Origin of the sequence: Streptomyces sp. NPDC058619, assembly GCF_042717785.1 — a bacterium.
Taxonomy (GTDB): Bacteria; Actinomycetota; Actinomycetes; order Streptomycetales; family Streptomycetaceae; genus Streptomyces.
On the sequence record NZ_JBHXQN010000029.1, the window covers coordinates 1 to 22094 of the forward strand.

The window sequence follows — 22094 nt, forward strand, 5'->3', positions numbered from 1 at the left end:
GGCAGACAGTAGGCAACGCGGAGGTGAACCCGATACGGGGAAAACCCTTGTCCGAACCCCCCTGCCACCCCCACCACCACCCACAGGGAGGGGGCTCGGCACGGGCCGGCGGGCAGGCGGGAAGCGACCGGGTGCGGGGCGCGGCCACCCGGCCCGGCCCCGGCGGAGCCCGTCAGGGCCGGGCGAGCCTGCGGAAGTACGTCCAGCTGGTCTCGTTCGGCTCGGTCCACCTCTCCGGCGCGTGGGCGTACTCGGGGTGGTGGGCGGCGATGTACTCCCGCGTCCGCTCGGGCACCTCCGCGTACGCGCCCAGCTTGCGGCCCCGGCAGTGGAACGCGAGGCCGCCCGGGCGCTGCGCCTGCTCCATCCACGGGAGGTACGGGGACATCCGCATCCAGGACATGGTCGCGGGAACGCTCACCGCGTCGGGATCCGGCCCTGCCTCCGCGTCGAGGACGCTCGCGGGCGCGAAGAACTGGAACAGCTCCAGTGCACGGTAGGTGTCGTCCGCCGAGTTGGCCGGGAACTCCGCGACGGGCAGCGGCGAGGGGTAGGCCAGCGGGATCTCCAGGCTGAAGCAGACCTGGTCGCCGAGGGTGGTCACGGGGATCGGGAACGGCCGCAGCCTCTGGTTGGCCGGGTCGTTCCAGACGTGGACCACCGGCTTGTCCTCCCAGGTCTCCAGGATCTCCCGGGACAGCGGGTCCAGGTAGAACGCGGCCTCCCGGGTCAACAGCCGGTACCCGCCGGTCTCCTCGTCCTCCGTGAGGCGGGCCGCGTTGATCCCCTCGAAGCCGAACACGCGCCGGTACGGCTCGCCCGGCGCCCAGGAGTACACGTCTCCGGTCCACCAGAAGAACACCTCGGCGCCGTCGAGCGAGGCACGGGTACGGACGAAGGCACGCAGAAGCTCGGACGGTGTCATACGCGGTACTCTGCGCGGTCGCGCCCCGGGGCGGCAAGCGGCCGTACGGACAACCGGGCCCCGCGCACGGCGCGTTCCGGGCGGGCGCGCGGCGCAGGCCCCGCGCACGGCGCGTTCCGGGCGGGCGCGCGGCGCAGCAGCCCCTGACGGTGGCGGCGCGTCCCCGACGGCGCGCGCGGTGCCGAGGTCCCGGCGGTCCCGGCGGCAGGCGGTGCCGACGGTCCCCGGGGGGTGCGGTTAATCGGCGTGCCCGGTGGGGCGGTTCCCGCGTAGCGTGCCGGACCGTGGACGTACGACGCTCCGAACACCAGCTCCGGCAGATCGCCGAAGTCCTCGGCACGGCCCGCGGGCTCCGCGTCCCGCTGTGGCTGCGCGGGGGCTGGGCCGTGGACTTCTTCCTCGGGACCGTCACCCGCGACCACGGGGACATCGACTGGTTCGCCCGGGCCGACGACGCAGGGATCCTGGCGGAGGGCTTGCTGCGGCTCGGCTACCGGCCGGTGCCAGGGCCGCCGCCCGAGCTGCAGCTCGACTTCGCCAAGGACGGGCTGGAGAGCAGTTTCACGCTCCTGGCGCGGGACGCCGCCGGTCGCGTGGTGGTCGCGGGCGGGCCCTGGGCGGGGGCGCCCTGGCCCGCGGGGATGCTGGACGGCGGGTCCGGGCGGATCGGCGCGACGCGCTGCCCGGTCGTCAGTGCGCGCGCCCAGATCGAGATCAAGCGGATGACCCCGGTCTGGGATCCCGCCCGTCCGCGCCGGAGCAAGGACGCCGCGGACATCGCCCTCCTGGAGGCGGCCCTCCGGGAACGCGACGGGGCCTGACCCCGGCGCTCTCAGGCGCCGCCCGTGCGCGCGATCTCGCGGGTGGCCTTGGGCGAGTGCACCCCGCGGTTGAGGGCCTGGGCGCGGCGCAGTTCCGCGGCCGGCGAGGCGGGAGAGGCGGGCCCGTTCCACGTGGGTCAGCATGATCGCCCGTTCCTGCTGAGCCGGTCGGGCCGCGAGGGAGGCGTCCAGGGCAGCGTGGGCCGCCTCGTGGTCGCCGAGCAGGCCCAGCACGACGCCGCGTTTGAAGTGCAGGGCGGCGGGCCGGTACGTGTGGAAGGGGTCGGCGTCCGCGCGGGCGCCGCCCTGGAGGCGGTCCGCGGGCGCCAGCCAGGCGAGCGCCGGGTCCCGCTGCCCCAGGGCAGCGTGGACGTGGGCGGCCTGGGCCGCGACGAACGCCTGGACCATGGCGGGGGTGCGCGGCGTGGCCCAGTTCGAGGGGGCAGGGCGCCTTCTCCCCCGGTGCCGAGCACCGCGTGGAAGGTGCTCTGGAGGTACGCGAGGAGGACGGGCGCAGTGGCGTCGCCGCCGAGGGCGTCCACCTGCACGGTGAAGAAGTCCTCGGCGGCCCGGCGCAGTCCGGTGCGCGGGAGGGCCGGGGCGTGCGCCCCTGGGACGGGAGCGGGCCGGTCGCGCTGCTCCGGGACCCGGTGGTCCTCGCGCTCCGGGACCCGGTGGCCGTCGCGCTCCGGGGCCCCGGGGCCGTCGGGCCCCGGCCGGTGGCGGCGGTGCGGCTGCAGTCCCGGAACTCCGGCCAGCAGCTCCGCCGCGGCCGTGGTGGGCCCGGTCGGCACGGTGTGCCCCATGCCGATGTCCTCGGGGTCGACGGGGCGGCCGAGCCGCCCGGAGAGGATCTCGCAGAGCAGGCCGGGGACGGGGTCCCGCGGGGTGCTGCCGCGCAGCCAGTGGGCGACGGCGGTGCGGTCGTAGGCGGTGGTGAGGCCGGCCGCCCGGGCACTCGTGTTGAGCCGGCGGGCCAGGGCCTCGTAGGTCCAGCCGGTCTCGCGGATCACGCGGTGCAGGAGGGGGTTGGAAGGTGGCATGCCGGGGATTCCTTCCTCGCGACGAGGGTGCGCTCGAGAAGGGTCGCTTTTACGCACAAACCGCCATCCAGGATGAAAAGTTGCGGGCCCGGAGCCCGCCAAACGGATGCCGGGTTGACGCAGGTGGCGCCACCGGCGACCGTGACCGCCATGGGGAACGCGCGCCTACTGCTCACTCTCGTCGTCTGCCTGGTCCTGGGCGGGGGGCTCACCGCCGCCGTGCTGGGGGCCTCGCGGGCGGGCGGTCCGCACGCGGGCCCGGCGGCCGGCGGTCCGGCGCCCTCCGACTACGTGGACATCGGCGCGGTCGCGCCGGGATCCGCGCCCCGCGACCTGCCGCCTTCCGGGCCGGACGCCTCGGCCGGCTCGGTCGTGGTGGAGTGCGGCCGCAACGAGGAGGGCCACTACAACGAGGACAACCTGGTGGTCTCGCCGGGACTGGCGTCCGGCGCCCACCACACCCACGCGTACGTGGGAAACCTGTCCACGGACGCGATGTCCACCGACGAATCCCTGGCCGCGGCCGCCACGACCTGCCGGGGTGGCGACCGTTCCACGTACTACTGGCCCGTGCTGCGCCGGCTGGACCGGCCGGGCCCGCGCCCGCACGAGGGTTCGGCCGGGCACGGCAACACCGGCGAGATCGTGGCGGAGGCCTCGGTCCGGGTGGAGTTCCGCGGCAGCCCGGTGAGCAAGGTCGTGCAGATGCCCCGCTTCCTGCGCGGGATGACGGGCGACGCCGTGGGGTTCACGGCGGCGACCGATGCCGACGTACGGGCCCGCTGGGGGTGTTCGGGCTCCCCCGACCGCGCCACCACCCGCTATCCGCGCTGCCCGGCGGGCGAGCTCGTCACCCGCACCCTGGTTTTCCCGAGTTGCTGGAATGGCCTGGAGACCGCGAGCGCCGGGCACCGTTCGCACCTGCTGTTCCCGTCGGGCGGCGGGGTCTGCCCGGCGGGCAGCTTCCCGGTGCCCGAGCTGCGCGTCTCCCTGGCGTACGAGGTCGCCGCGGGCGTGCCCGTCGCCCTCGACTCCTTCCCCGAGCAGCGGCACAGCCCCAGAACGGACCACGCCATGTTCGTGAACGCGATGACCGAGGCGCAGATGGCCGGAGTCGTCGACTGCCTCAACTCGGGCCGCGCCTGCCGCACCTGAGTGACGCAGGTCACCTGAACCGGGAGCGGTCGCGCAGCGTGTTACGACCGCACCAGCCAGCAAGGAAAGACGGAGAGGGTGAGATGGCCGGACCACTGTGGCCCCGCACTCGGCGGGGCTCGACCGATGAGGCACTGATCAAGTCGGTGTACGAGGAGCACGGCCACGCCCTGCTCGCGTACGCCACCCGGCTGACGGGTGACCGGGCCGCCGCCGAGGACATCGTCCAGGAGACGCTCATCCGGGCCTGGCGGCACTCCGAGGTCCTGGTGAACGGTAAGGGGTCGGTGCGGGGCTGGCTGCTGACGGTGGCCCGCAACATCATCACCGACCGGTACCGCGCCAAGGCCGCGAGGCCGCCCGAGGTCTCCGGGGCCGCCGCCGCTCCCCCGGTGGAGATGGACCACGCGGACGCCGTCGTGGACACCATGACGGTCCTGGGCGCCCTGGACCAGCTCTCCCCGGAACACCGGGACGTGCTGACGGAGTTGTACTACCGGCAGTTGAGCGTGGCCGAGGCGGCGGACAGCCTCGGCATACCGGCGGGCACCGTCAAGTCGCGTTCGCACTACGCGCTCAAGGCCCTGCGCGAGGTCTTCAGGGACAACAGCGCCAGGGAGCACGGCTCCAGAGAAGGAAATCGATCGGGCAGGCCGCCCCAGCAGCCGGCCGGACTGCGTGAGGTGGTGGCATGAACCGGCAGCGGCACGAGGAGGAACTTCTCGGCCCGTACGTGCTCGGCGTCCTGGACCCCGAGGAGAACCGCCGGGTCGAAGAACACATCAGCGGCTGCGTGCACTGCCGTGAGGAGGTGACCGCGTTGCGCGAAATGGAGGCGGCACTGGGCGAGGTGCCCGAGGAGGCGTTCCTGGACGGGCCGCCGCACGGCGGTGACCTGATGCTCCAGCGCACCCTGCGGCAGATGCGCGGGGAACAGGCCGCCGACCGGCGTCGGCGCGTGGGCCTGGCGGGACTGGCCGCGGCGGCTTCGCTGGCCGCGGTGTTCTGGGCGGGCGCCCAGCTCGGCGGCAGTGATTCCGGACCGGTGGCGCTGCCCCCGCCGCCGTCTCCGACGGTGTCGTCGTCGCCTTCGGCGCCGGTGGCCGGGACCAAGCTGGGATCGGCGACCGATCCGGCCTCGGGGGTGCGGATGACCGTACAGATGACACCCGCGGTGAAGTGGGTGCGCGTGCGCGCCGCGGTCACCGGGGTGCCGCCCGGCGAGCGGTGCCGGCTGATCGTGGTCTCCAAGGACGGCAAGCGCACCACCGCGGGCAGTTGGGTCGTGGGGGGCCAGGAGAAGGGCGAGGGCAAGGGCGCGGCGCTGGACGGTTCGGCGGCCGTGGACCCGGCGGACGTCAAGTCCATCCAGGTGGAGAACGAGTCGGGCCGGACCTTCGTGTCCGTGCCGGTGTGACGGTCCCCCCGGCCTCCGGGCCGGGGACGTGACAGAGCCCGGGAGCATGTCCAGCTCCCGGGCTCCTGCTTGCCACCCATTTCGCACACCGGCTGCGTTTAAGGGCCGCGGATCATTCTTAGACCGACGTGTTCTGCCTTTGAACTACCGCGCCACGAGGAGAGGCGCAGAGGGGACTTGAACCCCTATCCGTCGATGACCGTCCGCGCCCGGTCGATCCGGTGTTCGGCGGCGAATACTGAGACTGGAGCGAGAATCTGAGATTTACGGGACCGCCTCTGCCAGGCTTGGGCCACCCCGGCGCGTAGTGCCGGGAGAGGGATTCGAACCCCCAACTGACGCCCCTTTTCAGCTTCAACATCAGTTTCAGCTTGCGCTCTCGCGCACCCCCCGCGCTCGCGGGGGGCGATCATGGGGCTACCTGAACAGGTAGCCGAACACCGCGTCGCCGACCCGCTGGTCGGTGACCTCGGTGTTGTTGGCCTCCTCGCGGGCGAACTTCACGGCCTGCTGGAGCTTCTCCACGCGGTCGAGCAGCTCGTTGACCCGGCGGGCCGGGAGCGCTCCGGAGAACTTCACGGTCGTCCAGTAGCCGACCGGGACGTCCTCGTAGTAGACCTCGACCTGCGCCGGGTGCTTGTCGGTCGCCTCGGCCTTGACGTGGTTGCGCGGCACCTTCTTGGTGCGGATGGTGCGCACCGGCTCCGTCTTCCAGGAGTCGGTGGACGGGTCCAGGTTCCAGGACTCGGACGCGTCGAGCACCGGCAGCTTCCGCACGAAGGTGTGCAGGTCGGTGAGCTGCTTCTCCAGGAAGAGCAGGTAGGGCACGGGCACCTGCGGGAGCAGGACGTTCCCTTCGACGACGACGTCCGCGGCAGCCGTTCGGTTCGCCCAGTCCTTGGTGGCCGTCACGTCGAACAGGCGCGTCAGCGTCCCCGCCGTCGCCCGCAGCGCGTCCTCCGCCTTGACCTGCACCCGGGTGGACTCGGGCGGCAGCTGCTCGCCCTCCTCGTCCTTGGGCTGGTAGGTGCGGGAGATGCCGGCCAGCAAGGCGGGCTTCTGGACGTCGTGGTGGGCCTGGGTCAGCTCCTGGAGGGACTTGGACTTGACGCCCTTTTCCACTGCGATTATCTGATTCAGCTTCGGCACGTGGCCAACCTAGCAGCCCCCCGCGGCGGGCCTCATCCGCTTTTCCCTCCGCCCTTTTCATCCGCCTTGTGGTCCGCTCGTCGCGCGAGGAGGCGGTGCGCCGCCGCCGGCGCCGCCCCAACCAGGACGTGGACCAGGGCGGCCCAGACGGGCGGGCTCCCCGGTCCGTCCCCCGCGCGGACCGGCTACAGGTGGTGGAAGCGGACCTCAGGCGCGTCCGCCGACGGGCCGTCGAGGACCGGGCGGGGCGTGCCCCTGAGGTGCTGGTCGAAGAAGGCGGCCACGTAGCGCCGGGTCAGCTCGATCGCCCGGTTCCCCGGCAGCGGGGCGTCGGGCCGGGGCAGGCCCACGTGGTCGGCGACGGCCGGGAAGTCGGTGGCGCCGAAGTGGTCGGTGCCGTCGACGGTGATCCAGCGCTTCCAGCCGTCGAACAGCGGCCACTGCCCGTCCCAGCCCCCGGGGAAACCGGGCCCGCTGGTGGCGGCTCCCAGCAGCAGGAAGGGCCGCCCCCCGAGGCCGCCCGGGGGATGCGGTTCGGCCAGTCCGCCGTCCATGTCGACGCCCGCGCGGATCCTCGGGTCGGCGGCCATCGCGGTGACGGCCGAGGCACCGCCGATGGAGTGACCGGCCATGGCGATCCGCCGCCGGTCGACGAGTCCGGCGTGGCGCCAGGCGGGCCGGCGGTCGGTGAGCCGGTCCAGGAGGAAGCCGACGTCACGGGCCCGTACGGCGGTGACGGCCTCGCGTCCGCCGTCCCCGCCGGCCGCGGCGCAGACCAGGCAGGTGAGGATCCGGCCGCCCGGGAAGGCCTTGGCGGCGCTCTCGTACGCGTGGTCCACCGCGGCCACCACGTAGCCGCGGGAGGCCAGGTCCTCGGCGAGGGCGGTGAGGGTGACGCTCGGAACGGTGAACCCGGGCGACAGGACGATCAGGGGGTACCTGCCCGGAACGGGCCGGGCGCCGGGGCGGGCGTGGCTCCGGGTACCGGCGAGGGTCTCCGCCGGGACCACCCCGTCGAGCCCCTGGTCGACCAGGATGAGCCGGGCCTCCTCGGCGCTGAGGTAGGGGGCCGGAGGGCCGCCGGTCCCGCGCCGCGCCGGATAGCGCATGGTCACCATCAGCTCGCGGGGGCCGGAGTGCGCCCAGGGATCGGTCCGGCTGCGGTCCACCAGGTGCAGGTCCTCCCGGCCGACTGCGAACCGGCCGGTCGGAACCGGCAGTTCGGCCCCGGCGGCGGGCACCGCGGCGGCGGTTGGGGTCGGCGCCTCGGCGGCCGGGACGGCGGCCGCCGGGCCCGCGGCGACGAACGGGAGGGGGAGCAGGACGGCGAGTAACGCGGCCGCGGCCGCGATCCGGTGTCGTGTCATGACACCGAACCTAGGCGCGCGGACCGGACCGGTCGTCAGCTCCGGGGCGCATCCCCCGTCAGACCACGGGCGTAGTGAGGCGCACCGGAAGGTCGAAGAGGTCGTTCTGGGTGAGGATCGGCTTGTTGCGGAGCTCCTCGGGGGCGACCGCGAGGGTCAGGTCCGGGAAACGGGCGTACAGAGCCGGCAGGGCGACCAGGGCCTCCAGGCGGGAGAGGGCCGCGCCGGGGCAGACGTGCGGACCGTGGCCGAAGGAGATGTGGCGGTTGGGGGTGCGGGTGACGTCGAACTCCCCCGCGCTCGCGCCGTGCTGCTCCTCGTCGCGCCCGATGGCGCCGAAGGAGACGATGAGCCCCTCGCCCTTGGGCAGCACGCGGTCCCCGACCTCGACGTCCTCGGCTGCGAACCGGATCAGCACGTGCGAGGTGGGGGTGGACCAGCGCAGGGTCTCCTCGATGACGTTCTCCCACGGGACCTCGCCCTTGAGGACCAGGGCGCGCTGCTCGGGGTGGCTCTGGAGGGCGACGACGGCGTTGACGATCAGGCTGATCGTGGTCTCGTGGCCGGCCGCGACCATCAACTGGAGGGTGTTGGTGATCTCCTCGGTGCTGAGGTGGTCACCGTCCTCGGAGGCGGCGATGAGGGCACTGGTGAGGTCGTCGCCGGGGTTCTCCCGCTTGGACTCCACGATCCGGGAGAACAGCGCACCGAGGTCCGCCATCATCTGCGGCACCTCCTCGGGGAGGGTCTGCGTGGAGAAGAACTTCTCGAACAGCGCCTTGAGCCGCGGGTGTTCGCCCTCGTCCACGCCCATGAGCCGGCTGATGACGTTCATCGGCAGCGGGTACGCGAAGTGCAGCTTGAGGTCGACCGTCTCGCCGGACGGCAGGGCGTTCAGCGTGTCGAGCATGTCCGTCGTCAGTTCCTCGATGCCGGCCCGCAGCTTCTCCACCCGGCGGACCGTGAGCGCCTGCGCGACCAGGGTGCGCAGCCGGCGGTGCTCGTCGCCGTCCACGGTCAGCATGGAGCGGCCGGGGTTGGCGAGGCCGATCAGGGGCCAGTCCATGGGTATCTCGCCGCGCTGCCAGGCGCCCCACGCGTTGATGTCCTTGACCACTCTGGAGTCGGTCAGGAGTCTCTTCGCCTCCGCGTGCCGGGTGACGGCGTACACGCCGACGCCGCCGGGCAGGACGACCGGTACGAGCGGGCCCGCGGCGCGCAGCGCGGCGCTCTCCGCGGCGAGGTCGGCGACGAAGGGGTCGAGGGTGATGGCGGCGGGGCCGGAGTGGTCGATCGGGCACGTCATCGGGTGGCTCCAAGGGCGGGGGTCGGGGTGTAGGTGACGGGCAGTTCGGTCAGTCCGCGCAGCCAGGGCGAGGGGCGGCGGGCCAGCGCGGAGGCCGGCACGGCGAGGTCCACGTCGGGCAGCCGGTCGAGGAGGACCTCGATGCCGGTGCGGGCGATGACCTCGGCGACCTCCTGGGCGGGGAAGGGGCAGCGGTGCTCGCCGTGCCCGAAGGAGAAGAAGGCGTTGTTGCCGCCGGTGAGGGCGCCCGCGTCGGTGCGCACGTGCGGGTCGGAGTTCGCCGCGGCCAGTCCCAGCAGGACGAGGTCGCCGCGGGCGATGCGGCGGCCGCCGAGGTTGGTGTCGCGCGAGGTCCAGCGGCCCGCCACGTTCTGCGTGGGGGTGTCCTCCCACAGCACCTCGTTCATGGCCTCGCCGACGCTGTGCCTGCCGCCCGCGAGGGAGGCCGCGAAGCGGTTGTCGGTGAGCATCAGGCGCAGCGAGTTCCCGATCCAGTCGGCGGTGGGCTGGTGGCCGGCGGCCATCATCACCATCAGGTCCTGGGCGATCTCGTCCACGGTGAAGCCGGCCGTGTTCGCGAGCATCCGGGAGGCGACGTCGTGGCCGGGCTCCGCCTGCTTGGCGGCGAGCAGCCCGTACATGGACTCGCCGAGGTGGCGCTGGCCGTCCAGGGCGCCCTCCCGCCCGTTGATCATGTCGTTCATGGCGGTGACGAGGCCGGGGCCCTGGGCGTCGGAAAAGCCGTAGATCCGGGCGAGGACCCGCAGCGGCAGGAGCATCGCGTACTCGCCGACGATGTCGCACGCGCCCTTGCCGCACAGGGTGTCGATCAGTTCGTCGGCGAACCGCTCGGCGTGGCCCTTGAGTTCGAAGGGGTCCACGGATTCGAGGGCGTCGGAGATGACGGCGGCCCGCTCGCGGTGGCGTTCGCCGACGGTGTAGAGGATGGAGGGCTGCTTGCGGCCGATCATGGGGAGCAGCGGCCAGTCGGCGGGGATGCGGTCCCACTGGTTCCACAGGTCGGAGTCGCGGGAGAAGAGCACCGGGTCGCTGGTGACCTGGTGCAGTTCCCGGTAGCCGAGGACGAGCCAGGCCGGTATGTCGCCGTCGAGGACGACCGGGGCGACGGCGCCGTGGTCGCGGCGCATCTCCCGGTAGAGCTCGACGGGGTCGGTCTGGAACCGGGGGCCGCCGAGGGGGACGGCCTGCGGATCGTGGGCGGCGGGGCAGGTCACGGGGTGGGCTCCGGGGTCTTCGGCTGGTTGGTCAGAACGGCCGTCTGGAGGTGCTGGACGAGGGAGATCAGGACGTGCTTGCCGGACTCGCGGGAGCGGGCGTCGCAGAAGATCAGCGGGACCTCGTCGGGCAGGTCGAGGGCCGCCCGGATCTCGTCCGCGGTGTGGGCGGGCCCGCCGAAGTCGTTGCAGGCCACGATGAAGGGGGTGCCGTGGTGTTCGAGCCGGTCGATGGCGTACCAGGAGTCGGCGAGCCGGCGCGTGTCGACGAGGACGACGGCGCCGAGTGTGCCGGAGAAGAGCCGGTCCCACAGGAACCAGAACCGCTCCTGGCCGGGCGCGCCGAACAGGTAGAGCACGTTGCGCGCGTCGAGGGTGATGCGGCCGAAGTCGAACGCCACGGTGGTGGCGGTCTTGGCGGCGATCCCGTCGGTGTCGTCGACGGCCTCCCCGGCCTTGGTCATGGTCTCTTCGGTGTTCAGCGGGCGGATCTCGCTGACCGAGCGGACCATGGTGGTCTTGCCGACGCCGAAGCCGCCGACGATGACGATCTTCAGACCGTTGTCGGCGGTGCTCTGCAGGGTCTGGCGGGTTTCGCGCTGATCAGAGATTGCGGAGTCCAACGAGCACCTGCTCCAGGATGTCGGGGTCGGGAAGGTGGTACGCCGAACGCGGATGCCGGGCGCTGATCTTGCCGGTGCCGAGCAGGTCGGCGAGGAGGATGCGCACGATCGACACCGGCAGCCCCAGCTCGGCCGCGATCTCGACCAGAGCCGTCGGGAACTGGCTCATGCGCAGGATCGCGGCGTGCTCGGACTGCATCCCGGGGGTCGGGTCGCATTCGGCGACGACCAGGGTGACCAGGTCGAAGGCGTCGGATCCGGCGCGGCTGCGGCCTCCGGTGAGGGTGTAGAGCCGGTCCGGGGAGTCGTCCCGGCCCGGCCTGCTCGTGCTCCTGCTCATCCCCTGGGCCGGGCGATGAGGTGCTCGCCGAGCTGCTCGACCAGTTCGGACATGTTGTGGCCGACGAGGCCCGCGTCGGCGTCCTCGTCGGCGACGAGTGCGAGGTGCGCGCCCTCGCCCGCCTCGACGATGAAGAGGATGCCGCCGTAGAACTCGGCCATGGCGGAGCGGACTCCGCCGGTCCCGTCACCGAACTCGATGGACGCGCCGTGCGAGAGGCTCTGGATGCCGGCGGCGATCGCGGCGAGCTGGTCGGCCTGGTCGACGGAGAGCTCCGGCGTGCGGCACAGCTTGAGGCCGTCGCGGGAGAGCACGAGGCCGTGGCGGGCGCCGGGGGTCCGCTCGAGGAGCCCTTCCAGGAGCCAGCTGAGCGTCTCGTCGGTGGTGGAGCCGGTCATTCCGTGTTGCCTTCCGGGTGCGTGGGGTTGGGGGACGGCGCGGGCGCCGCGGGCGGTTCGGGCGCCGCCGGGTGCTCGGGAGCCGCAAGAGGTTCGGCTGCCGCGCCGGCGCCGCGTACCGCCTGGCGGAAGCTGCCGAAGCGGGCGGCCGACCGGGAGGCGCCGGTGGGCGCACCGGATGCCGTGCCGCTCGTACGCGCCGCCGCGCCGGCGGCGTCGGGGCCCTCGGGGTGGGCGGCGGCCAGGGTGCGGCCGCGCTTGCGCTGGGGCAGGCTGTTGTCGCCGGCCTGCGGGGCCTCGCCGGGGGACCCGGCGGGTGCGCCGTCCTCGGCCGCCCGGGTACGGACTCCCGCGCGTTCCGCGGTGGCGGGCTCGGCGGGGGTCTCGTGCACGGCCTCGGGCTCCGCCGCCGGGGCTCCGGCGGTCAGGGCGGCCGGGACCGTCCGGCCGGCGGGCAGGGCTGCGGCGCGGGCGGCGTCGGCCTCGGGGCCGCTCTCGGCCTCGGACGGGGTACGGCTGATCAGCTCCTGCGGCAGCATCATCAGCGCGCCGGTACCGCCGCGCGCCGAGGGCCGGAAGGAGACCGTCAGCCCGTGCTTGCGGGCCAGGCGGCCGACCACGGCGAGGCCGAGGCGGGTTCCGGAGAGCCCGGCGAGGTCCAGCGACTCGGCGGTCACGGCCTGCTGGGCGCGGCGCAGCTGGACCTCGCTCATGACCAGGCCGCTGTCCTCGACCGTGATGATGATCCCGGCCGGGACCTCCTCCACGTAGACGTGTACCTCGGCGGTCGGCGGGGAGAAGTTCGCGGCGTTGTCGAGCAGTTCGGCGAGGGCGTGCATGACGCCCTCGGCGGCGTGCCCGGCGACGGCGGCGTCACTGGTGGAGTGCAGCCGCACCCGCTGGTAGCCGCCGATGCGGCCCATGGCGCCGCGCAGGATGGACTCCATGACGATCGGCTTGGCCCAGCGGCGGCCCGAACGGGCGCCGGTGAGCACGGCGATGGAGTCGGCCAGGCGGCCCGCCTGCGCGGTGCGGTGGTCGAGGTGGAGCAGGTCGCCGAGGACGTCCTCGTCGGCGTGCCGGTGCTCCATGTCGCGGAGGTCGGCCAGCATGCCGGTGGCGAGGGCCTGCATCCGGCCGGCCGCGTTGGCGGCGGCCGCCATGGCGGCCGCCCGGCCGGACTCGGCACGGCGCAGCTCGTTGCCGAGCCGTTCGCGGGAGGCGCTCTGGGCGGCGGCCAGCCGGTCCAGCTCGGTGGCGTGGGCGGCGACCAGGCCGTCCACCTGCGCCGCGTGGGCGGCGACCAGGCCGTCCACTTGCGCCGCGTGGGCACCTATCAGCCCTTCGAGTTCGGCCGCGTGCGCGCCGGCGAGGCGGCCGCGTTCGGCGTGGTGGTTGGCCGCGTCGCGCGAGGTGTCGGCGGTCAGCCGGGCTATGTACGCGTCGCGGGAGGTGATTTCACCGGTGAGGCCGGAGACCTTGCCGCGCAGCAGCCGGGCGGTGCGCGCCGACCAGGTCACGGCGAAGGCCGCGATGGCGAGGAGCAGTACGCCGGACCCGGAGAACCAGGCGAGGGGCACACGGACGGACGACGGGGCCGCGGCCACCGCCGCCGTGGAGAGCGCTCCGCCGGCCGCTGCGGTGATCAGCAGGGCGAGTGCGGAGGGGCGAAGGGGGGAGGGCGGCGCCGTCATCAATCAAAGCCTCATACCGGGCGTAAATGGAGGAGAGGGTTCCTGTGAGTAACGAGAGCCAACTATAGGTGAGTTATTGATCGCTTTGGGAAGTTCCTGGCGGGTTTCACGTTGGGTAGTGGCCCTTTTGAATGTTTTCCTCCTGTTTCATGGCACGTTATGGAGGGGTCCGGTACTGACGGCGCGCCGACCACGCACCGTACGGAGGTGACGCCGCCTCTGGTTCAGCGCGCCGCGATCATGGACGGTGCGGCCGGGCGGCGCACCTTCGCACACGCGGACCGATCAGCACATTGCGGTTCATGACATCCTGTGACGTCACAACTCGCCGGACGGAATCGGCGGACGTCCGGGGAATACGGGGAAGGTCCATGAGGCTCTGCTTCCTGGTGGAGGAGCACTACCGCCATGACGGCATGCCGAACGAGGTGATCCGGCAGCTGACCGACTGGGGGCACCGGGTCGACGTCGTGCGGCCGGGTGGTTCGCTGCTGCGGATGACCGAAGTGGTGCGGACCGGCGCGCACGACGCGTGGGTGCTCAAGACGGTGTCCGGCGGGCCGGGGCTGACCCTGCTCGAAGCGGCCGCCGCCGCGGGGATGACGACGGTCAACGACGCCCGCTCGATCCGCGGCGTACGGGACAAGGCGCTGGCGGCGGCGATCGGCCGCGACCGCGGGCTCCCGCTGCCGACGACCTACGCGGCGGCGGCCCCGGAACTGCTCGGGGAGATACCGGCGTCGGAGTACCCCCTCGTCGTCAAACCCGCTGACGGCAGTTCCGGGCGGGCCGTGCACCTGCTGTCCTCGCCCGACCGGCTGGCGGCGATGCTCCCCGTACTCGCGGGCGAGGGCATGCTCATCGCCCAGCCGTACGTGCCCAACGCGGGCATCGACATCAAGGTGTACGCGGTCGGCGGGGAGCTGTTCGCGACCGAGCGCTGCTCCCCGCTGCACCCCGACCCCTCGGTGCGCGAGCGCCGCGTGCCGCTGTCGGCGGAGGTCGCGGCGATCGCCGCGCAGGTGGGAGCGGTGTACGGGCTCGACCTGTACGGGGTTGACGTGCTCCTGGGCCCCGACGGGCCGGTGGTCGTCGACGTGAACGACTTCCCGAGCTTCCGTCAGGTCCCCGACGCGGCGGCGCGCGTCGCCCGGGCGGTCCTCGGGCTGGCGCGCGCGGGCGCCGCGACCGCGTCCCCCGCCCCCGCCCCCGCGGCGCTGGTGTACCCGGCCCTGCCCGTGTCGATTCCGGCGCAGGCCTCCGTACGGGCGGGCGACGGCGCGTGAGGATCGGCCTGATCACCCCGGAGCCCGGACATCCCCTGCTGGCGGCGGCGAGCGCGCTGCTGACCGGGGCCGGGCACGTCGTCGAGGCGCTCGATCCGCGCACCGACACCGTCCCGCCGCGCGCCGTGGCCGACGCGTACCTGTTGAAGTCGCGGACCCCGCGGGCGCTGGCCCTGGCGCGGGAGCTGGAGGAGCGCGGCGCCGTCGTGGTCAACTCCGCGGCGGCGACCGAGCGGTGCCAGGACCGGACCGGGATGGCGGAGACCGCCCTGCGGGCCGGACTGCCGTTCGCGGCCACCCGTACGGTCGGGCCCCTGGGGCGGTGGGCGTCCGGCCGCGCGCTGCCCGCTCCGGTGGTGGTCAAGAGCCGGCACAGCCGGCGGGGCGACCTGGTCGCCCGGGTCGACGACCGCGCGGGGCTGGCCGCGTTGGCGGCGCGGTGGCCCGACGAGCCGGTGGTGGTGCAGGACTTCGCGCCCAACAGTGGCTGGGACCACAAGCTGTGGGCCGTCGGCGACCGGGTCTTCGCGGCCCTGCGTCGCTCCGAACTCTCCGCCGGCGGCCGCGGCCCGACCCGGTCGCCGGCCCCGGACGAACTCCCGCCGGGCTGGGCCGCGCTGGTGCGCACGGCCGGGGAGGCGTTCGCACTCGACGTGTACGGCGTGGACATCGTCGACGCGGGGGGTTCGCCGCTGATCGTGGACGTCAACGCGTTCCCGGGCATCCGTGACCAGGCGGGCGCCCCCGAGGCCCTGGCCGGCCTCGCCCTGCGACGGGCTGCCGGTGGGCGGTCGGCGGCCGGCCGGGGTCAGGCGAGCACCCGGGGTTAGGCGAGTACGGAGTGGCGCAGCCACGCGTACAGACCGGCGAGGCCGTGGTGACCGCTGTGACGATCCGGTCGTAGCGGTTGAACTCCCAGAAGGAGCGATCTCGGCCGGCTCGGCCGGGGACGTGGCGGTCGTCGGAGCGGACTCCGTTCGTGCCGTGGCCGCGAACACCCGACCACCGGCCCGGTGACGCTCCACGATCAGCGCCGGGAAAGGGCCGCGGGGGCGCCGGGGAGTGCCGAGGAGGCGCTCCTCCACTTGAGCATCACGCGCCACACCCGTTGCGCGCATGTGTGGTGACACCCATCTTCGGCGGGCGTCTCGACCTGCCGGTACGGGGCGTCCGGGCTGGAACAGGCCCGGACGGGGGAACGCCCGGGGCGAAACGCTCCCGGGACGGTGTCGGGGCGCGGCCGCGGCGGGGGCGCGGTGAGGATCGGGGGATGGGCGTCGTCCTGCCGGTCCTCTTCGCGCTGTTCGCGGCGTTCAGCAACGCGCTGGCCACCGTGCTCCAGCGGCGGGCCGCGCTCACCGTGCCGCAGGGCGACGGTTTCCGCTTCGGCCTGATCCTCGACCTGCTGCGCCGGCCGCTGTGGATCGGCGGGATCCTGGCCGTGATCGCCGCCGGGGCCCGGGAAGGCCGTGGCGCTCGCCACCGGGCCCATGGCCCTCGTCCAGCCCCTGTTCGTACTGGAGCTGCCGCTCGCGCTGCTGATCGCCTCGCTGGTCACGCGGCAGCGGCTGCCCGGGGCGCTGTGGCTGGCCGTCGCGGGGGTGGTGGCCGGGCCCGGGGTCGCGCTGACGGCCGCCTCGCCGTCGGGGAACCGTACGGACGCACCGCTCGGCCGGTGGGTCCTGGCCCTCGTGGCGTGCGCGGTCGCGGTGGGCGCCCTGGCCGTGGCGGGTCTGCGCCGGCCGCCCGGCCGCGCCCGGGCCGGCTGCCTGGGGGCGGCCACCGCCGTGTGCTACGAGCTCACCGCCGCCCTGATGAAGTCGGCCGTGCACGTCCTCGACGACGGGGGCATAGGGGCGTTCCTGACGACCTGGGAGACGTACGCGTTCGGCGCGAGCGGCATCTGCGCCCTGCTGCTCCTGGAACACGCCATGCAGGGCGGACCGCTGGTCGCCTCACAGCCCGCTGACCCTCGGCAACGCGAGCGTCGGCGTCGCCCTCGGCGTCGTGTTGTACGAGGAGCACCTGCGGGCCCAGTGGTGGCTGCTCCCCCAGCTGCTGGGCGTCCCCCTGATCTGCGCCGGGGTCCTCGCCCTGGCCCGGGCCGGGGACGGCGCGCCGTGGCGACGCCGCGCCGTCTCCTTCGGCCTGGGCACGCACGGGGCACGTACGGGGCACCCTCGGGGCGTTCCTACTTGATGACTTCCACCTTCTTGTCACCGGCCGACTTCGCGTAGGCCTGGGCACCGGCGCCGAGCACGGTGACGGCGAGGACGAGAAGGACGGACGCGGCCGCGGCCGCTCGCTTGCGGTTCATGGGATCCCCCTGGTGTTCCGGTCGGACGCCGCCCGTACGGCGGCTCTCCCGCGTCCAGCCATCGGCGGCCGGGCCGGACAAGCACCGGGCCTGGTACGGCGGGGCCGGGTCGGGGCGCGGGTAGCGTGCGGGCAGTCGAGCGGAGCGGGAGGCGGTTGGCATGCGGGCGGTGGTGTTCGAGCGGTTCGGCGAGCGGGCCGAGGTCAGGGAGGTGCCGGACCCGGCTCCGCCGGCGGGCGGGGTGGTCGTGCGCGTGGAGGCCACCGGGCTGTGCCGCAGCGACTGGCACGGGTGGATGGGCCACGACCCGGACATCGTGCTGCCGCACGTGCCCGGGCACGAACTCGCCGGTGTGGTGGAGGCGGTGGGGCCGGGTGTCACCGGGTGGCGGGCCGGGGACCGGGTGACCGCACCGTTCGTCTGCGCCTGCGGGAGGTGCGCCGAGTGCGCGGCCGGTCAGCACCAGGTGTGCGCGCGGCAGACCCAGCCCGGATTCACGCACTGGGGGTCCTTCGCCGAGTACGTGGCCCTGGACCACGCCGACGTGAACCTGGTGGCCGTACCGGAGGGGCTCGCGTACACGACGGCGGCCGGGCTGGGGTGCCGCTTCGCGACGGCGTACCGTGCCGTGGTCGCGCAGGGGCGGGTGGCGGCGGGCGAGTGGGTCGCGGTGCACGGCTGCGGCGGGGTGGGCCTGTCGGCGGTGATGATCGCGGCCGCGGCCGGCGCGCGGGTGGTCGCGGTCGACACCTCGCCGGAAGCCCTCGACCTGGCACGGCAGTTCGGCGCGGCGCACGCCGTGCGCGTGGCCGTCGGCGGCGTGGCCGGCGATGGCGTGGCCGGCGATGGCGTGGCCGCAGGTGGCGTGCCAGCAATTGATGTGGCCGCAGGTGATGTGGCCGCGGCGGTGCGGGAGGTGACCGGCGGTGGTGCCCACCTCTCGCTCGACGCCCTGGGCTCGCCCGCGACGGCGGCGGCCTCGGTGGCCGGGTTGCGGCGGCGGGGCCGGCACGTACAGGTCGGGCTGCTTCCGACGGCGGCCGGGGGCACGGTGCTGCCGATGGAGCGGGTCATCGGCTGGGAGCTGGAGATCCTCGGGAGCCATGGCATGGCGGCGCACGCGTACCCGCCGATGATGGAACTGGTCCGCTCCGGGGTACTGCGCCCGGACCTGCTGGTCACCTCGGTGATCCCGCTCGACGCGGCCCCGGCCGCGCTCGCGGCGATGGGATCGGCGGCGGGCCGCGGGGTCACGGTCATCCACCCCCGTTCCTGACACACACCACCCCGCGCTGCTCGCGGGATGGGGCGGGGCGGGCGGCGCGGAACAGCTCAGGCACAGGACGGCGACCTCGGGCGGAACCACCGTCCCGGGCGCGTCCGCCCGCCCGGACGCAGCCACGGACGATCCCCGCGGTCATGTAGCGCGAACGCCTCCGGGCTTCCCCCCGCGCAGCGGCTCCCCGACCGGGGTGGGGCCGGCGGCGGCGCAGGCCGTCGCGACGGCGCTCACCGCGGTCGGGGCGAGGGCAGACGCGTCAATGCCGCGCGCGATGCTCCACCGCAACCAGTACGGCGAAGGCCGCCCTCGCGGCACAGACGGGACGGCGCGGGAAGGACAACAAGCCGGACGGCACCACCGGCCACCCTGCCGGGCCGGAAGCCGCAGGTCAGCGGGCTCGGGCGGAACCACCGACCCGAGCGCCCCGGGTGGGACTCGCCGAGGCGGCGCAGGCCGCCCTGACTGCGATCACCAAGGTCAGGGCGAGTCCAGCCCGCGCCAAGGCCGCACGGTGCTCCGGCCCCGCCCGTACGACGGAGTCCACCCTGACGGCGCAGGCGAGGCGGTGCGTGCGAAGGACGGCCGCGTCGAATCGAGCCACCGGCCGACCTGACGGGCCGGGAACCGCGGGGCAGCGGGCTCGGGCGGAGCCGATGACCAGGCGGAACTCCTGACCGGGCTCAACCACCAGCCCGAACCGGGCCACCGGCCGACCAGACGGGCCCGATCAGTGCAAGGCGGCCGGCTCGACCGGAACCACCGGCCCCGGCGCAAGAGCACTCACCCGGACACGACCCACCCCGTCCGGGCAAGAGCCGCCCGGACGGAGCGAGACGTCGAGACGCACGGGCGGCCCGGTGCGCGCGTGGCTGCCCCGGCGTAGCCGACACCCCGACGGAGCTGATGCGGGCGTCCCTCGCGCGGCCGCGGACCTCGCCCGGCAGTCGGTCCCGCCCGAACCCTGGCTCCTCGGCGAGCAGCGGTTCGGGCGATCGCTCCGGCCGCCCGGGCGCGCGCCGTAGGGGCCCCGTGCCGCGGGCCCACCTGACGGGTACCCAGCCCTACAGGTGAGCCGGTGGCTCCGCCCGGGCTGGCCGCCTCGCCGGGTCCGGCGCGGGAGGTCGTCCGGCGGAGTGGGCGAGTGGTGTGTGTCCGGGCCCGTGGTTCCGCTGGAGCCGGCCGTTTTGCGGTATCCCGTGCGGGAGGTCGGCCGACGGCCCTGCGCCGTCGGGGTGGTCGTGCTGGAACGCGTGGTCTTGTGCGGGGCCGACGGCTCTGGCTGAGCCGGCCGCCTTGCGGTGTGGGACCCCTCAGGTCGGTCGGCGGTGCCGCCTGAGCCGGGCGACCTGGCACGGGAGGTCGGGCAGTCGGCCGTCACCGCACCGCGCGAACTGGAGCGCCAGCCCCCCGTGGCCCCCGCGCCCCCGACCCGCACCGCGCACCGACCGCACCCGTCCACCATCGCTGTCCCGGACGGAACCGTGCCCGCGCTTCGGCCCGGGAGCGGCCGTCCACGGGTGTCGGACCGTCGCGTCCGGGCGCCCTACGACTATCGCGGCGCGGCGCGGCACGGCGCGGTCAGACATTCACGGCGGTGAGTCCGAGGTCGGACTCCCCCGCCCGGGGCTTGGGTCGCCGACACGGAAGTCAGGGTGTCGATGGTCTTGTCGGCGACGGAAACGCATCGCTACAGTCCCACTTACACGTGTAACCCGCGGGTTACCCCTCTTCCGGATCCGCCAGTCGCCCCGCCCGCCCCGGCCGCCCGGCCGTCCCCCCTCGCGAAGGACCCTCATGACGCAATCCCCTCCGGTCGGGTTCGACCTCGCCGACATGACCTGGCCGCCCCCGCCCTACCAGTCCCCCGTCCCGCCCGTGACGGCCGCCGACGGAGTCCGCCGCTTCGACGGGGTCACGTACGCCACCACCCCCGGCTACCGGCCCCGGCTGCTCGACGTGCAGGTGCCGGCCGGCGAGGGGCCCTTCCCGGCCGTGGTCTGGATCCACGGCGGCGGCTGGCTGGAGGGCGACCGCCGCTACCCGCCGCCGACCGTGCCCGCCGCCCTGCTGCACGGCGCCGTGCTGGCGGCCGGGCTGGCCCTCGTATCCATCGACTACCGGCACAGCCTCGAAGCGCCCTTCCCCGCCCAGCTCCACGACGTGAAGGCCGCCATCCGCTACGTACGCGCCTTCGCCGGCACCCTGGGGATCGACCCCGGCCGGATCGGCGTCTGGGGCGAGTCGGCGGGCGGCCACCTCGCCGCGCTCGCCGGAGTCACCGGCCCCGACAGCACGGACGGAGCGCGCCTGGAGGGTACGGAGGGCGTCGGCGGCGGGGACACCGGTGTCCTGGCCGTCGTCGACTGGTACGGCGTGTCCGACCTGGTCGCGCTCGCCGACCACCCCATGCCGCCGATGCCGTCGGGCGGCGAGTTCCCCGACCCGTACGAGGCCCTGCTGGGCGGCACCGAGGCCGAGCGCCCCGCGCTGGCGCGGGCCGCGAGCCCGGTCACGTACGCGGTGCCGACGCACGGCGGTGGCGACACCCCTGCGCCGTTCCTCCTCATCCACGGGACCCACGACGGCCTGGTCCCGTACAGCCAGAGCGAGGTGCTCGCCGAGGCGCTGCGCGGCGCCGGGGGCGAGGTGACGCTGCGGCCCGTGGAGGGCGCCGACCACATCTTCCTCGGCGCGCCGGACATCACGCCGATCGTCGCGGAGAGCGTCGCGTTCCTGGCCGCCCACCTCAGCGCAGGGGCCTGACCGACCCCCCGGACGCACAGCGCCCGAACGCACACCGCCCGCCGTTCCGTCCCGCCGGGGGCGCGGCCCGTCCCGCGCCCCCGGCATCCCCCATACCGCCACGCGCCACCCGCCACCCGCCCAGCTCACCCATGCCCGCGCACACGCCCGCGGGCGCGAGAGGCAGTTCATGTCCTGGAACCCGGTCACTCCACCCGACGGCCCCGCCCCGCGCGGCCCCGGCCGCGGCGCGCTCCTCTTCGGCCTCGTCCTGCTGGGCCTGGCCGGGCTGGCGGCCCTCGTCGTCCGCTCGAACCTGGCGGATCCCCCCTTCCAGGCGCTCGACGACCGGTGGCTGGGCTGGATGGGCGGCCCGCACGACGGTCCGTACGCGGCGGCGGCCGCGGCGCTGAACTGGTTCGGCGGGCCTCCCGGAGTCATCGTCCCGCTCGGCCTGTTGCTGGTGCTGCTCCTGCGCAGGCGCTGGGTGTCGGCCGCGTTCATGCTCGGCGTCCACCTCGGCGGCAACATGCTCGTCGTGCAGGGCCTCAAGCACCTGGTGGACCGGCCGCGCCCGGCCGACCCGCTGGTCCGCGTCGACCACGGCTCCTTCCCCTCCGGGCACGCTGCCTCGGCGGCGCTGCTGGTCGTCCTCGTGGGGGCGCTGCTCGTCCCTGCCGCCCGGCGGCGGGCGTGGTGGATCGGAGGCGCGGTGTTCACGCTGGCCATGATGTGGAGCCGTACCTGGCTGCACGCCCACTGGCTCAGCGACACCGCGGCGGGGGCCGCCGCCGGGGCAGGGGTCGCCCTGGTCGCGTGGTGGCTGTTCGGACCGGCACTGGCCGGGGAGCCCGTACGCGCCCGCGGCCGCCGGGGGGCGGCTGCGGGCGCCGCGGCCCCCGCGCCGGCAGCCACGCCCGTACCCGCGCCCGCGCCCGCTGCCGCGCTCCTCACGGATCGGCCCGCGCCCACCCGGCCGTGACGGGGTCTCAGA

20 protein-coding genes and 1 pseudogene are annotated in these 22094 nt (G+C 74.5%); 10 read left to right on the plus strand and 11 right to left on the minus strand.

What is annotated here, in order from left to right; all coding sequences use genetic code 11:
* Positions 1-172: 172 nt before the first annotated feature.
* The gene (locus ACFWTC_RS25180) at positions 173-925 is read right to left on the minus strand and encodes a DUF1838 family protein (protein ID WP_383924529.1); all 753 of its coding nucleotides are present in this window, start codon (positions 923-925) and stop codon (positions 173-175) included.
* Positions 926-1209: 284 nt separating this feature from the next.
* On the opposite strand from ACFWTC_RS25180, the gene ACFWTC_RS25185 reads away from it, so the two are divergent.
* Positions 1210-1746: a nucleotidyltransferase domain-containing protein gene (locus ACFWTC_RS25185; RefSeq protein ID WP_383924532.1), complete on the plus strand. Its 537-nt coding sequence runs from the start codon at positions 1210-1212 to the stop codon at positions 1744-1746.
* Between the two features lie 137 nt (positions 1747-1883).
* Here the strand turns inward: ACFWTC_RS25185 and ACFWTC_RS25190 are convergent, their stop codons facing one another.
* The gene (locus ACFWTC_RS25190) at positions 1884-2789 is read right to left on the minus strand and encodes a hypothetical protein (protein WP_384029356.1); all 906 of its coding nucleotides are present in this window, start codon (positions 2787-2789) and stop codon (positions 1884-1886) included.
* A gap of 150 nt (positions 2790-2939) precedes the next feature.
* On the opposite strand from ACFWTC_RS25190, the gene ACFWTC_RS25195 reads away from it, so the two are divergent.
* From ACFWTC_RS25195 to ACFWTC_RS25205, 3 genes are all read left to right on the plus strand, one after another.
* Positions 2940-3944 carry a DUF1996 domain-containing protein gene (locus ACFWTC_RS25195; protein WP_384029358.1) on the plus strand — a complete coding sequence of 335 codons (1005 nt, stop codon included), beginning with the start codon at positions 2940-2942 and terminating at the stop codon, positions 3942-3944.
* An 83-nt stretch (positions 3945-4027) separates the two neighbouring features.
* Complete coding sequence (locus ACFWTC_RS25200) at positions 4028-4639, plus strand: sigma-70 family RNA polymerase sigma factor (protein ID WP_267725683.1); 612 nt, start codon at positions 4028-4030, stop codon at positions 4637-4639.
* Positions 4636-5361, plus strand: a complete 726-nt coding sequence (locus ACFWTC_RS25205) for an anti-sigma factor family protein (RefSeq protein ID WP_383924540.1) — start codon at positions 4636-4638, stop codon at positions 5359-5361. Before ACFWTC_RS25200 ends, ACFWTC_RS25205 begins: the two co-directional genes overlap by 4 nt.
* Positions 5362-5778: 417 nt before the next feature.
* On the opposite strand, the gene ACFWTC_RS25210 is transcribed toward ACFWTC_RS25205, so the two are convergent.
* From ACFWTC_RS25210 to ACFWTC_RS25245, 8 genes are all read right to left on the minus strand, one after another.
* Positions 5779-6510 (minus strand): hypothetical protein, encoded by a 732-nt coding sequence (locus ACFWTC_RS25210; RefSeq protein WP_383924541.1) that lies wholly within the window; start codon positions 6508-6510, stop codon positions 5779-5781.
* 185 nt (positions 6511-6695) lie between these two features.
* A complete protein-coding gene (locus tag ACFWTC_RS25215) occupies positions 6696-7877 on the minus strand; it encodes an alpha/beta hydrolase family protein (protein WP_384029360.1) in 1182 nt (393 codons plus the stop codon).
* A 58-nt stretch (positions 7878-7935) separates the two neighbouring features.
* Entirely contained in the window at positions 7936-9183 is a 1248-nt protein-coding gene (locus tag ACFWTC_RS25220) for a cytochrome P450 (RefSeq protein WP_383924547.1), read from the minus strand.
* A complete protein-coding gene (locus tag ACFWTC_RS25225) occupies positions 9180-10418 on the minus strand; it encodes a cytochrome P450 (RefSeq protein ID WP_383924550.1) in 1239 nt (412 codons plus the stop codon). Before ACFWTC_RS25225 ends, ACFWTC_RS25220 begins: the two co-directional genes overlap by 4 nt.
* A complete protein-coding gene (locus tag ACFWTC_RS25230; protein WP_383924553.1) occupies positions 10415-11041 on the minus strand; it encodes an ATP/GTP-binding protein in 627 nt (208 codons plus the stop codon). Before ACFWTC_RS25230 ends, ACFWTC_RS25225 begins: the two co-directional genes overlap by 4 nt.
* A complete protein-coding gene (locus tag ACFWTC_RS25235) occupies positions 11022-11381 on the minus strand; it encodes a DUF742 domain-containing protein (RefSeq protein ID WP_383924556.1) in 360 nt (119 codons plus the stop codon). Before ACFWTC_RS25235 ends, ACFWTC_RS25230 begins: the two co-directional genes overlap by 20 nt.
* Positions 11378-11779 (minus strand): roadblock/LC7 domain-containing protein, encoded by a 402-nt coding sequence (locus ACFWTC_RS25240; RefSeq protein WP_267725660.1) that lies wholly within the window; start codon positions 11777-11779, stop codon positions 11378-11380. Before ACFWTC_RS25240 ends, ACFWTC_RS25235 begins: the two co-directional genes overlap by 4 nt.
* Positions 11776-13473 (minus strand): sensor histidine kinase, encoded by a 1698-nt coding sequence (locus ACFWTC_RS25245; protein ID WP_384074639.1) that lies wholly within the window; start codon positions 13471-13473, stop codon positions 11776-11778. The genes ACFWTC_RS25240 and ACFWTC_RS25245 overlap by 4 nt, the downstream gene beginning before the upstream one ends.
* A 371-nt stretch (positions 13474-13844) precedes the next feature.
* Between ACFWTC_RS25245 and ACFWTC_RS25250 the strand changes: the two genes are divergently transcribed.
* The 3 genes and pseudogenes from ACFWTC_RS25250 to ACFWTC_RS25260 all read left to right on the plus strand — a co-directional run bounded on the left by ACFWTC_RS25250 (position 13845) and on the right by ACFWTC_RS25260 (position 16958).
* Positions 13845-14759, plus strand: a complete 915-nt coding sequence (locus ACFWTC_RS25250; protein ID WP_383924562.1) for a RimK family alpha-L-glutamate ligase — start codon at positions 13845-13847, stop codon at positions 14757-14759.
* The gene (locus ACFWTC_RS25255; RefSeq protein ID WP_383924564.1) at positions 14756-15589 is read left to right on the plus strand and encodes a RimK family alpha-L-glutamate ligase; all 834 of its coding nucleotides are present in this window, start codon (positions 14756-14758) and stop codon (positions 15587-15589) included. Before ACFWTC_RS25250 ends, ACFWTC_RS25255 begins: the two co-directional genes overlap by 4 nt.
* A 440-nt stretch (positions 15590-16029) precedes the next feature.
* A pseudogene (locus ACFWTC_RS25260) lies at positions 16030-16958 on the plus strand (DMT family transporter).
* Here the strand turns inward: ACFWTC_RS25260 and ACFWTC_RS25265 are convergent.
* On the minus strand, positions 16951-17076 hold the full coding sequence (locus tag ACFWTC_RS25265; protein ID WP_383924567.1) for a hypothetical protein: 126 nt from the start codon (positions 17074-17076) through the stop codon (positions 16951-16953). The pseudogene ACFWTC_RS25260 and the gene ACFWTC_RS25265 sit on opposite strands and share 8 nt — an antisense overlap.
* A 160-nt stretch (positions 17077-17236) precedes the next feature.
* Between ACFWTC_RS25265 and ACFWTC_RS25270 the strand changes: the two genes are divergently transcribed.
* The 3 genes from ACFWTC_RS25270 to ACFWTC_RS25280 all read left to right on the plus strand — a co-directional run bounded on the left by ACFWTC_RS25270 (position 17237) and on the right by ACFWTC_RS25280 (position 22082).
* Positions 17237-18352, plus strand: a complete 1116-nt coding sequence (locus ACFWTC_RS25270; RefSeq protein ID WP_384029362.1) for a zinc-dependent alcohol dehydrogenase family protein — start codon at positions 17237-17239, stop codon at positions 18350-18352.
* 1800 nt (positions 18353-20152) lie between these two features.
* Positions 20153-21121 carry an alpha/beta hydrolase fold domain-containing protein gene (locus tag ACFWTC_RS25275; protein WP_384074642.1) on the plus strand — a complete coding sequence of 323 codons (969 nt, stop codon included), beginning with the start codon at positions 20153-20155 and terminating at the stop codon, positions 21119-21121.
* Between the two features lie 169 nt (positions 21122-21290).
* A complete protein-coding gene (locus ACFWTC_RS25280) occupies positions 21291-22082 on the plus strand; it encodes a phosphatase PAP2 family protein (protein WP_383924576.1) in 792 nt (263 codons plus the stop codon).
* Positions 22083-22094 lie beyond the last annotated feature (12 nt).

What these genes read in the sequence shown, in the direction of transcription:
- ACFWTC_RS25180 (WP_383924529.1), bottom strand. Translation starts at nt 925, where the DNA reads ATGACACCGTCCGAGCTTCTGCGTGCCTTCGTCCGTACCCGTGCCTCG.
- ACFWTC_RS25190 (WP_384029356.1), bottom strand. Translation starts at nt 2,789, where the DNA reads ATGCCACCTTCCAACCCCCTCCTGCACCGCGTGATCCGCGAGACCGGC.
- ACFWTC_RS25195 (WP_384029358.1), top strand. Translation starts at nt 2,940, where the DNA reads ATGGGGAACGCGCGCCTACTGCTCACTCTCGTCGTCTGCCTGGTCCTG.
- ACFWTC_RS25200 (WP_267725683.1), top strand. Translation starts at nt 4,028, where the DNA reads ATGGCCGGACCACTGTGGCCCCGCACTCGGCGGGGCTCGACCGATGAG.
- ACFWTC_RS25205 (WP_383924540.1), top strand. Translation starts at nt 4,636, where the DNA reads ATGAACCGGCAGCGGCACGAGGAGGAACTTCTCGGCCCGTACGTGCTC.
- ACFWTC_RS25215 (WP_384029360.1), bottom strand. Translation starts at nt 7,877, where the DNA reads ATGACACGACACCGGATCGCGGCCGCGGCCGCGTTACTCGCCGTCCTG.
- ACFWTC_RS25220 (WP_383924547.1), bottom strand. Translation starts at nt 9,183, where the DNA reads ATGACGTGCCCGATCGACCACTCCGGCCCCGCCGCCATCACCCTCGAC.
- ACFWTC_RS25235 (WP_383924556.1), bottom strand. Translation starts at nt 11,381, where the DNA reads ATGAGCAGGAGCACGAGCAGGCCGGGCCGGGACGACTCCCCGGACCGG.
- ACFWTC_RS25240 (WP_267725660.1), bottom strand. Translation starts at nt 11,779, where the DNA reads ATGACCGGCTCCACCACCGACGAGACGCTCAGCTGGCTCCTGGAAGGG.
- ACFWTC_RS25245 (WP_384074639.1), bottom strand. Translation starts at nt 13,473, where the DNA reads ATGACGGCGCCGCCCTCCCCCCTTCGCCCCTCCGCACTCGCCCTGCTG.
- ACFWTC_RS25250 (WP_383924562.1), top strand. Translation starts at nt 13,845, where the DNA reads ATGAGGCTCTGCTTCCTGGTGGAGGAGCACTACCGCCATGACGGCATG.
- ACFWTC_RS25265 (WP_383924567.1), bottom strand. Translation starts at nt 17,076, where the DNA reads ATGAACCGCAAGCGAGCGGCCGCGGCCGCGTCCGTCCTTCTCGTCCTC.
- ACFWTC_RS25270 (WP_384029362.1), top strand. Translation starts at nt 17,237, where the DNA reads ATGCGGGCGGTGGTGTTCGAGCGGTTCGGCGAGCGGGCCGAGGTCAGG.
- ACFWTC_RS25275 (WP_384074642.1), top strand. Translation starts at nt 20,153, where the DNA reads ATGACGCAATCCCCTCCGGTCGGGTTCGACCTCGCCGACATGACCTGG.
- ACFWTC_RS25280 (WP_383924576.1), top strand. Translation starts at nt 21,291, where the DNA reads ATGTCCTGGAACCCGGTCACTCCACCCGACGGCCCCGCCCCGCGCGGC.